This window comes from Sporosarcina sp. CAU 1771 (genome assembly GCF_054482775.1).
In genome coordinates this window covers 1-9,463 of record NZ_JBTLRN010000045.1, presented here as the reverse complement: position 1 = coordinate 9,463, position 9,463 = coordinate 1, and the positions used below count along the sequence as shown (strand labels likewise).

Annotated in this window: 11 protein-coding genes; 5 read left to right on the top strand and 6 right to left on the bottom strand. The window is 39.4% G+C overall.

Annotated features, from left to right (window positions below):
* Window positions 1-228 precede the first annotated feature (228 nt).
* Window positions 229-780, top strand: a complete 552-nt coding sequence (locus ACXYMX_RS16725) for an LPXTG cell wall anchor domain-containing protein (RefSeq protein WP_459045380.1) — start codon at window positions 229-231, stop codon at window positions 778-780.
* Between the two features lie 457 nt (window positions 781-1,237).
* On the opposite strand, the gene ACXYMX_RS16720 is transcribed toward ACXYMX_RS16725, so the two are convergent.
* Window positions 1,238-1,459: a GlsB/YeaQ/YmgE family stress response membrane protein gene (locus ACXYMX_RS16720; protein ID WP_459045382.1), complete on the bottom strand. Its 222-nt coding sequence runs from the start codon at window positions 1,457-1,459 to the stop codon at window positions 1,238-1,240.
* A gap of 927 nt (window positions 1,460-2,386) precedes the next feature.
* A complete protein-coding gene (locus ACXYMX_RS16715) occupies window positions 2,387-2,812 on the bottom strand; it encodes a hypothetical protein (RefSeq protein ID WP_459045379.1) in 426 nt (141 codons plus the stop codon).
* A 479-nt stretch (window positions 2,813-3,291) separates the two neighbouring features.
* Here ACXYMX_RS16715 and ACXYMX_RS16710 point away from each other — a divergent pair, with 479 nt between their 5' ends.
* A complete protein-coding gene (locus tag ACXYMX_RS16710; protein WP_459045378.1) occupies window positions 3,292-3,555 on the top strand; it encodes a hypothetical protein in 264 nt (87 codons plus the stop codon).
* A 665-nt stretch (window positions 3,556-4,220) separates the two neighbouring features.
* On the opposite strand, the gene ACXYMX_RS16705 is transcribed toward ACXYMX_RS16710, so the two are convergent.
* From ACXYMX_RS16705 to ACXYMX_RS16690, 4 genes are all read right to left on the bottom strand, one after another.
* Window positions 4,221-4,442 (bottom strand): hypothetical protein, encoded by a 222-nt coding sequence (locus ACXYMX_RS16705; protein WP_459045377.1) that lies wholly within the window; start codon window positions 4,440-4,442, stop codon window positions 4,221-4,223.
* A gap of 122 nt (window positions 4,443-4,564) precedes the next feature.
* On the bottom strand, window positions 4,565-5,176 hold the full coding sequence (locus ACXYMX_RS16700; RefSeq protein ID WP_459045376.1) for a hypothetical protein: 612 nt from the start codon (window positions 5,174-5,176) through the stop codon (window positions 4,565-4,567).
* Window positions 5,177-5,596: 420 nt separating this feature from the next.
* Window positions 5,597-6,778 (bottom strand): M20 family metallopeptidase, encoded by a 1,182-nt coding sequence (locus tag ACXYMX_RS16695; protein WP_459045381.1) that lies wholly within the window; start codon window positions 6,776-6,778, stop codon window positions 5,597-5,599.
* Between the two features lie 38 nt (window positions 6,779-6,816).
* Complete coding sequence (locus tag ACXYMX_RS16690; protein ID WP_459045375.1) at window positions 6,817-8,070, bottom strand: cysteine desulfurase-like protein; 1,254 nt, start codon at window positions 8,068-8,070, stop codon at window positions 6,817-6,819.
* Between the two features lie 399 nt (window positions 8,071-8,469).
* Between ACXYMX_RS16690 and ACXYMX_RS16685 the strand changes: the two genes are divergently transcribed.
* The 3 genes from ACXYMX_RS16685 (at window position 8,470) to ACXYMX_RS16675 (ending at window position 9,179) form a co-directional block, all read left to right on the top strand.
* Window positions 8,470-8,688, top strand: a complete 219-nt coding sequence (locus ACXYMX_RS16685) for a DUF1659 domain-containing protein (RefSeq protein ID WP_459045374.1) — start codon at window positions 8,470-8,472, stop codon at window positions 8,686-8,688.
* Between the two features lie 34 nt (window positions 8,689-8,722).
* Window positions 8,723-8,941, top strand: coding sequence for a DUF2922 domain-containing protein (locus tag ACXYMX_RS16680; protein WP_459045373.1), 219 nt, complete (start codon window positions 8,723-8,725; stop codon window positions 8,939-8,941).
* Between the two features lie 109 nt (window positions 8,942-9,050).
* Window positions 9,051-9,179, top strand: coding sequence for a YvrJ family protein (locus ACXYMX_RS16675; RefSeq protein WP_459045372.1), 129 nt, complete (start codon window positions 9,051-9,053; stop codon window positions 9,177-9,179).
* Window positions 9,180-9,463 lie beyond the last annotated feature (284 nt).

Genomic DNA, 9,463 nt, shown 5'->3' with positions numbered 1-9,463 from the left:
GATAGTGTAGGGAACTGATTTAGTCGTCGTTTCCTTACCTACATTAGGAGCTTTTTTGTGTTTTTGCAAGTTATTAAACTACGATAATAATTTCCTAATTAAGGACATCTTACATATTTTTACTTCTATGCAACGCTAGTGGGCACCGCTCAAAAATTTTCAAACCATTGAAACTTCTTCCCCCCCTAAAACGAACTAATCCTATATCGAATGAAAAGAGGAATTCTTATGAAAAAGGGAAAACGTATACTTCCACTCTTGCTACTCATTCTGTTAAGCGTCTATTTTAAACCAATCCCAGCCGCGGCTTGTTCATGCATGATGCCGCCATCCCCAGATGTTGCCCTAACCGAAGCGGCTGCTGTTTTTAGTGGTGAAGTCGTGGACGTTAAAAAAAGCAAAAACGATTACGGAAAAACAGTTCAATTCCAAGTAAACGAGATTTGGAAAGGGATCGACAGCGCAACGGTTTCCGTTTTTACCGGCAACGATTCCGCCGGATGTGGGATCGATTTCATCGTTGGAAAAGAGTATTTAGTCTACGCCAACACAATGGATTCGAACGGAAAAGACATTTTGTCTACTACACTTTGCGACAGAACGGCTGAGCTTGTGAATGCTGCGGACGATCTAGCAATCATCGGTGAGGGTCAAATTGCAGTTCCATCTGAACAAGCGACCGATTCACAAACAAACCCGTACTACCTATACGCAGGAATCCTAGCTGTTGTTGCTGGATTGGTTGGATTCTTCCTTTGGAAACGTTTTAAGAAAAGTTAACTTAGAATAAAAAAGGCGCCTTCGTATATACACATTTCGGAACCACTTCCGAACGGCATATATACGGGCACCTTTTTCAATTCAACAATTGCGTCACTACTCAAGTTCGCTCTTATACTCTGCGCTCCACTAGATAAATTTCAATTCATGTTTTAATCAAAACGGAAGAGTCGCGGAGGCTATCATTTTCATGATTAAAGAGCTTCGTAATACAGTAACTCATCCTAGTATTTGATTGTCGATTTAAGTAGATCAATCCCCCGTTACGAATAAAAGGGAATGCAATATCATACGATATAACTACTATTGGTGTATAGCTTCGGCTTGCACTTAAGGGGACTGGATGCGTCTGGTCCTCTTTTAATTTTGCAGAAATTTGCCTGAGCGAATAGCCCCTACTGCTGTTTTCAGTGCTGGCGCCAAGAAATGAATAAACGCGCACTCCTTTTTAAAAAAATCACCATCTTCTACGCATTGATTTCATAATAAAACTTACGATAATAACGAAAATAAGTGCACCGATGATTGCAGGGATAATGTAAAAATCAGCGAGTTTCGGACCCCAATTCCCAAGCAATCTGCCTCCAATCCATGCACCGATAATGCCAGCAATAACATTCCCGATAACCCCGCCCGGCAAGTCTTTCCCTAAAATTATTCCCGCGAACCAACCAATCATACCGCCAAGAATTAAATATAAGAGCAAACCCAAGCTGCACCTCTCCTTTCAATAGTTAAACATATGTTTCCCGTAGAGAAAATTGAACCATAAGTTATAAATTCCAGGAGAGTGAATCGTGCCTGTGCACCACACAATTCAAAACAATTCTGAATCGTGTCCGAGTTGCGCCGTGCACAGGCAACGATTTATTATCTTCTATATATAGTAGATGGCGATTATATTTCCGCCTTTTCTAACTAGAGCACGCAAATTTCACTGAATAAAACGTAAAAAAGACCCACCTCCCTAAATGGAGATGAGCCTAGTTCGACCTTTAGACAGAACATTATATTTGCTTTTCCAAAAAGAAAAGCACCCGTCCAAAGACGAGTGCTAGTACGATAAACTTAAGCGAAGTAAGACCCCGCTATTGCAAACCGGGCGAACCGATTTTTTCCTTAAATAAAATACTACACCAATCAAATTATGAAGTCAAACACAAAAGATTAACTGATGGAGTCAATTATTTTTTTAAAGTACTTATACACCGCTATCAATGGATCTTGATTAGTATATGCTTCTTCTAACCTTTTTGTGCGTTCTAATAATGTCCTTAGATCACTATACCGTGCGGCCTTAATACCCTCACTGCCAATATAAGTATAATGAACATAGATAAGTGCTGTCAGATCATGTACTTTTCGATTGGAAAGTAGTGAACCGTGCCTGTGCACCACACAATTCAACACAATTCTGAATCGTGTACAAGTTGCGCCGTGCACAGGCAACGCTTCCACACAGGCAACGCTTCCCAAATCAAAAATGCCCACCACATAGTGTGATGAGCAAGACCCCATAAATTCATTTACAAAATGTCCTGTTTATAAACTACTCACTAGCACAACCATGCACCAAACAAACCCAATTCAAAGTAAGCTTCACAATTTATTTCTTGATCGCTCCTTTAATAATTCTTGGTCCAAACTTAACCGCGCCACCAACTAAAGCCGTGAGGACTACCCCCATTGCACCTACAATAAACTTTTTATTACTATCGTCTAGTTCAAGCGCATTCATAACATGTTTGTCCATTCGATCGTAAATAGCTTCTCGATTTTCTTGACTCAAATCCTCTCTCTTCAATTCATCTTGATAGACCAAAACAATCTGCTTTAAAACGTCAAAAACATTTTGTGATGAACTAGAGGACAAGTCGGCTACCTTCAAAAACATGTCTTTTATATTTGGTGCAAATTGCATTAGATTCTTTATATCTTCTATGGGAAGGCCAATACCTTCTTTTTCAAACAGATCAAATGCTTTTTCTACTAACGATAATTCTTGTTTATCGTTCTCCTTCATTTCACTCATGCCATATCCCCCATCATTAATAAAAAAATTCTTAATTCTATTGTCAATTAACATCGTTTTTTTGTAAAGTTAGAGTCTTCATAAAATGGTCCTTCAACAATCTTTTTGATGCATGATTTCTAATTAAGGCAACTGCACAGTATCCGCCAACTGTTGAGTAACTTCCCCAACCTTTATCGCTAACTCTTCAACACCTTCGCCTATGTAAATTAAAATTCCGTGTTTGTTCGCTGCTCAACAGTTCGTTCCTGCTGCTTATAAATCTAATTAACTGATTAGTGTCAAAGTTGTGTGGTGCACAGGCATCGAATGGTATAAATGGCATATACAGTAACCTCTACAAAATTAATTGAATTGAGCAAATCAATTCATCTTTGATTTCACAGCCAAATGCATATAAAATAGACTTCTGTAGTTTTATTATTTGCAGATGAAGTAGGAGCACATATAAAGACTAAATGGTTTATTGGAGGTTGAGTATGGATTATAGAATCATTAACAAACAAGTATTTGAACAAGCCCAGCTACGTTCGGTTTCAGATGTATTGCTCACCGAGGAAGAACTCGAAAAAGGCATGAAGTTGGCAGTATCTAAAGAAGACACTACGTTGGAATTGTATTTAGTTGAGCTAGATGGTCAAAAGAAATTCGAAGTTCGTTGGGATGATTCACAAGAGTATTTCACCGGCTGGTATACCGCTTGGGAAAACTTCAATTGGTGCCTAAGCATCGTCGGTGATTAACTTGTAGAGTACTTGTGAAAAGTGAAAAGTGAAAGGTGCCTTTGTATATACACGTTTCGGAATCCATTCTGAAGGGTGTATATACGGGCACCTTTTTCAATTCAACGAAAAAGTCTGCCTGTGCACGACACAATTCAAAACAACTCTGAATAGTGTCGGAATTGCACCGTGCACAGGCATCGCTTCACCGGCATCGCTTCACCAGGCATCGCTTCATCATTATGAATACTATTTTGTCCATTAGGACCTATCATTTTTTCGCTAAGACCTATGTTTTCTTTATTAGGACCTATCATTTCATCGTTAAGACCGTTCTTTTCTCGTTAGGACCTATCATTTTTTCCACCGAAGTTGTTCTTCTTTTCCTCCGATTTAGCATCTTCTGTCGAATTATGATCTTCAAAAAAAGTCTGCCTGTGCACAACACAATTAAAAATGATTCTGAATAGTGTCAGAATTGCACCGTGCACAGGCATCGCCTTTTTTTGCATTTCTTGTCGTATTTCCAGTGATTTTACAGCCATGCAACGCTAGTGGGTATCTGAAATTAATATTATAGAGCCAAAAATACTCATTACCATTTTAGGCAATGAGCTTGATTCGTTTCATTCAATTAAAAGTCTCTATAAATTTAGATGGTGATTTGAAATATAAGATAGAGCAAATTAAAATTCAATATCCGCAAAGTCTTCATAATCAACTTCATGTGGGATTGCATTCTCGAACATTAAATCACGCAAAGTAGTCAACGCAATTGAAACATCCAAATCTAGCATTTCTTCTTCGTCGTAATCTGCTTTTAGGTAGGGGACATTTCGAACAACATATGCACATTCTTCAATTTCCCATTGAATATCCTTTTTGTAAGTAGATGGTTCATCTTTCATTGTTTGAACCTCCCTGTATACGGTAAGCATTTGCATTCATCCCTTCTATTACTCATTTTTAACCTGTATTTTTATTTTTAAACACTAGTACATATATATTCAAGAAATATTACTGATGTTCTTTACTTCCCCTGACTTCGTTCCACTAATTTCCTTCTATATTCAACCATTTTATCTGCGAATACATCATTATGAGCTATTTTTGTAGTCATTTTTGATGGTAGAGCATCACGCTGGGCAAAGGTAACTGATAAAACTTGTCGCCTCCCTTTAACCCATTTAAAACTAATTGGAAGTTTATTAAACGTTCGATCTCCATTTTTGGTTAAAGTATAGGATAATGAACTATACCCTTTAAACTGTGCTTTCAAAACTTTATCTGCATCAATAATCCTTTGTATTATATCTAGTATTGTTTTAAGTTTATTAGAACCTAATCTTTCAAGTATTCTACCTTGAGAATGGAGTGAAACAACAACTTTCTTCTCTTTTTTTAGTTCTTCAGGACTTTTCCCGTAAATAACCCGATTTTTAGAAGATAAAACCCTACATTTTTGACTTGAGGTCAAATAGGTAATATCGAAACCTTTTTCTTCATATTCCTGCAATTGTTTTTTTGTATATTGAAGGGCAATTTCAAGCATTTCATTAATTTGTTTTTCTTCAAAGGACAGAACATCGTAAAATTCCATTTTTTCAAGGTTTTGAAATGTTATAGTAAACTTTCTAGTCAATTCATCACACGTCCTTTAAAACCAAATACGCATAATTAATTATATCATATATTAACATATTTATAGCTAGATAAATAGCATTGCTCTAACTAATCCAATTCAACTCAAGAAAAAAGCACCCACTAAGTAGCCATTCATCACAGCCTACCCAGTAGGTTCTTACTTTATTTCTTCACCATTTATTAATTGCGTTTACTTCTCCATTATATCAAACCAACAATAGGTTCCTTTCGTTCATCATTGATTATCTTTGATTTAATTAATTAGAAAGCCAGGTGAATAATATGGTAAATTACAAATTAAGCTATTAAGATTTTTATAAGCAACTAGAAAAAAATCTGCCTGTGCACGACACAATTCAAAACATTTCTGAATAGTGTTGAAATTGCACCGTGCACAGGCATCGCTTTAAGCGGACACCTAAAACTTCAAAAATCGAAATGCAGCATGCACAAAAATTTCAACTCCGATATTCAATGCGTCTTCATCCAACTCAAACTTAGGATGATGATGTGGATAGGTTATTCCTTTCTCCTGATTTCCCGCCCCGATAAGAAAGAAGCATCCCGGTGCTTTTTGCTGAAATGCGGAAAAGTCTTCGCTAATCATCATTGGATTTTGACTGATAAGTGACTCTTCCCCTAAAACATCAACAATTGTTTCCTGTATGATAGAAGTAACTTTTTCATCATTGATAACCGGTCGATAACCCCATTGATAATCGAGGACATAGCTAGCCCCATGAGCCGCTGTAACTCCTTTTACGATTTCCTCCATATATTTCGGTGTGGCTTCGCGTACTTCTTTATCAAATGAGCGCACTGAACCGACTATAGAAGCCGTTTCTGGTATGATGCTATGCGATGTACCTGCTGTGAATTTAGTTACTGACACAACCAGACTCTCAAATGGATCTGTTTTACGAGACACAATATGTTGCAAATTGTTCACGACTTGCATGCCCACCGCAAGAGAATCGATTGTGGTATGCGGTAAAGCGGAATGGCCTCCCTTACCGCAAATTGTAATCGTAAAAATATCGGCTGCCGCCATTAAAGGACCGCCAACTGTAAAGACTTTACCGACTTCGATTGGTGACCATAAATGTGCCCCGATTACAAAATCCACGTCATCCATCACACCTGCATCGATCATTTCTTCCGCACCGCCGGGAAGCTGTTCTTCGCCATGTTGGAATAAAAAACGTACCTCTCCCGCAATCTCGTCCTTGAAACGCGACAGGATTTTTGCCGTTCCTAAAAGCATCGCTGTATGACCGTCATGACCGCATGCATGCATGACTCCTGAATTCTTCGAGGCGTATTCAACATCATTCTCTTCCTCAATTGGCAATGCGTCCATATCAGCTCGGATCGCCAACACGTTTCCCGGTTTGGCACCAATTAGCCGAGCCATCACACTCGTTTTAGTTGGTCGAGAAAGTTCAAGGTTACCCATTTCTTTTAACGTATCGTAGACGAATTGGGACGTTTCCACCTCTTGGAATGACAATTCTGGTCTTTCATGCAAGTACCTTCTCCACTTAACGACTTCATCTTTCACTTCATTTGTCAATTGCGACAAATTTTCTTTTTGTACCATTTCCATAAGAATTCGCCTCCAAAATTGTCTTTCCCTATTCAGTTCACTTTCGTTTCTATTCTTGCAGCCATCGTCACTTGTTTAACTGCCTCAACAAATCTCTCGGCCTCTTCAACTGTGTTATACGGCGCAATCCCCGCACGTATCCATCCACCTTTTTCAAGCACTCCCAGTCGATCGGCTAGTCTAGTCGCATAGAAATGGCCATCAGCAACAAAAATAGAATAATCCTCTGCCATCTGCCTACAAAAATCAGCCGGTTGAATGGAATCGATATAAAAGGCAATCGTAGGTGTTTTGGCAATGTGATTCGGTGCCTGAAAAACGTGCACGTCTTCTATAGCTGCTAACCCGTCGCGAATCAAATCGGCCAAGTGATTTTCATGTCTTTCAATTCGTTCATACCCACTGCGAATTCGTTCTTTTCGCGATGAACCACTTCCCAGGTTTTCGATAAACTCGATTGCTGGTCGAATCGCTGAAATCCCCGAAAAGTTTTGCGTTCCTGTTTCAAGTTTGTCAGGTATAGTAGCAGGCGAAGGAGCGACTTTATACGTGTCCAGGTTTTCAAAAATATCTTTACGAATCACAGAAATTCCTACATGCGGACCGAAAAACTTATACGCAGAACAGAAAATGATGTCTGCTCCTAACTTATCCCGGTCAACTACAAAGTGCGGAACTGCATGAACCGCATCAATAGACAAAAGTGCATTCATTTTTTTGGCTCGCCAAGCAACTTCTTCAACATTTGGAATGGTGCCAATTGCATTTGAAGCCAACGTAATTGCAACTAAACGCGTTTTTTCGTTAATAATCGTATCTAAATTCGTTAAATCCAACGTACATGTATCAGGATCTACTTTAATCCAGTGCACGTTCACACCTTTTTGCTCTGCGACGGTTAACCAAGAATCGATATTGGCCGGGTGATCCATTTCAGTTAAAACAATTTCATCCCCCGAGTTCCACGTTTCTCCGATTGCTCTGGCGATTGAAAAGACTAACGAAGTCGCGTTTTGCCCGAAAGCTACTTCTTCCGACCGCGCCCCCAATAGGTCAGCTACTGCTTCCCTTGCTTCTTGAATATACTTTTCAGTTTCACGGCTCGTTGGAGATTGTCCGTGAAGGTTGGCTCCGCCATTTTCCATGTATCTTACAATCGCGTCAATCGATCCTTGAACGACTTGGGAACCGCCTGGACCATCAAAATAGACAGCCGGTCGCCCTTTATACGTTCTATTTAGTGCAGGAAACTTAGCGCGTATTTGATGAATCGGATAGTTCGTCATTTCCTATTCCCCCTTTTTTTACTGTCTGAATTCGTTCCCTTTTCTTTTGAAAAATTAGGTTTTGCAATGAATATAAATCAGAATATTCTACCTTTGCACCACCCTAATATAGCAAACTGTTTATCTTCTGTAAAGAAACGGAAGAGCCCGCGGTGCACATGGTCAATCCCATTGAATCGGATATAGCCGGTTGAAAGGTTCCTGAAATCAAACTTCCGAGTATAGAAATTTCCTACATTAAAAAGTCTGCCTGAAAAAGTCTGCCTGTGCACGACACAATTCAAAACAATTCCGAATAGTGTCAGAATTGCACCGTGCACAGGCACCGAAAAAAATCTCCACCCAACCGTCCCCTTTCCCCTCCGAACCTTCTATATAAGAGATGAAGGGGGTGAGAACATGGCGACACTCAATTTTAAGAATGCGGTTGGGCGTGTGCATTTCGACGGTGGCGTTACCGACGAGGGCAAGCTGATCCAAAAGTCGAAGACGTACCGCAACATTTCTGCGACAGCAAGTGCGGACAACTTGTACAAAGGGCTTGAGGAACTTGCAAATCTTTCATCTTTACCGTTTATCGGTGCTGAGAAAGTAGAAACTTCAAGCATCACGAACTAATTTTTACCACAACTAAAAAAAGGGGGTATGTAAAATGGCGAAAACATTACAATTGAATTTCAGTACGGCAGCCGGCAAAAAAGTCGCGCTTACTGTCGATGAACCACGTGAAGACTTAACAGCGTTAGAAGTTAGCGCTGCAATGCAGGAGATCATCAACTCCCAAGTCTTTCAAGTCGAAGGACAGTTGATTGATACAGCTATTGGCGCGCGCATTGTTGAGCGCAACGTAACCGATTTAGACGTCGAATAAGGAGTTCTACCGGCCTCAGCCTTTCCCATGAGGCCGGTTTTTTTCACCTAAAATATATCATCTGGCGGTCTAGCTGCCTTGAATCAACCACAGTGAGGAGGAAAAAAAAATGGAACAATGGCTGAATCTTGTACAAGAAATTGGCTTCCCAATTATCGTATCGTTTTACCTATTGCACCGGCTTGAAGTAAAACTCGTCGCAATCCATGACGTCCTGATTTCGATGAAAGTCGAATAGCACAAAAGCGACCTGTACCAGTCACGACTTCCGAATAAAACCATAGAGGATACCGACAAAGTGTTACACAGTCGGTATCCTCTATAAATTTTTATGCAATTGTAGTGTATTGTCTGAATAGCTTCTTGCACAGGCATCTGACACTAGCGTTGCATAAAACCCACTATAAACAATATCTTACTTTTTATACCATTCGAATGTGTTCATGAAAATAAAAAAAGGGAACAGGTCTTTTAAGACCAATCAGTTCCCTTTTTTTTACATCTTATTATTATTGTTCTAAC

What these genes read in the sequence shown, in the direction of transcription:
- ACXYMX_RS16725 (WP_459045380.1), top strand. Translation starts at nt 229, where the DNA reads ATGAAAAAGGGAAAACGTATACTTCCACTCTTGCTACTCATTCTGTTA.
- ACXYMX_RS16720 (WP_459045382.1), bottom strand. Translation starts at nt 1,459, where the DNA reads ATGATTGGTTGGTTCGCGGGAATAATTTTAGGGAAAGACTTGCCGGGC.
- ACXYMX_RS16715 (WP_459045379.1), bottom strand. Translation starts at nt 2,812, where the DNA reads ATGAGTGAAATGAAGGAGAACGATAAACAAGAATTATCGTTAGTAGAA.
- ACXYMX_RS16710 (WP_459045378.1), top strand. Translation starts at nt 3,292, where the DNA reads ATGGATTATAGAATCATTAACAAACAAGTATTTGAACAAGCCCAGCTA.
- ACXYMX_RS16705 (WP_459045377.1), bottom strand. Translation starts at nt 4,442, where the DNA reads ATGAAAGATGAACCATCTACTTACAAAAAGGATATTCAATGGGAAATT.
- ACXYMX_RS16695 (WP_459045381.1), bottom strand. Translation starts at nt 6,778, where the DNA reads ATGGTACAAAAAGAAAATTTGTCGCAATTGACAAATGAAGTGAAAGAT.
- ACXYMX_RS16690 (WP_459045375.1), bottom strand. Translation starts at nt 8,070, where the DNA reads ATGACGAACTATCCGATTCATCAAATACGCGCTAAGTTTCCTGCACTA.
- ACXYMX_RS16685 (WP_459045374.1), top strand. Translation starts at nt 8,470, where the DNA reads ATGGCGACACTCAATTTTAAGAATGCGGTTGGGCGTGTGCATTTCGAC.
- ACXYMX_RS16680 (WP_459045373.1), top strand. Translation starts at nt 8,723, where the DNA reads ATGGCGAAAACATTACAATTGAATTTCAGTACGGCAGCCGGCAAAAAA.
- ACXYMX_RS16675 (WP_459045372.1), top strand. Translation starts at nt 9,051, where the DNA reads ATGGAACAATGGCTGAATCTTGTACAAGAAATTGGCTTCCCAATTATC.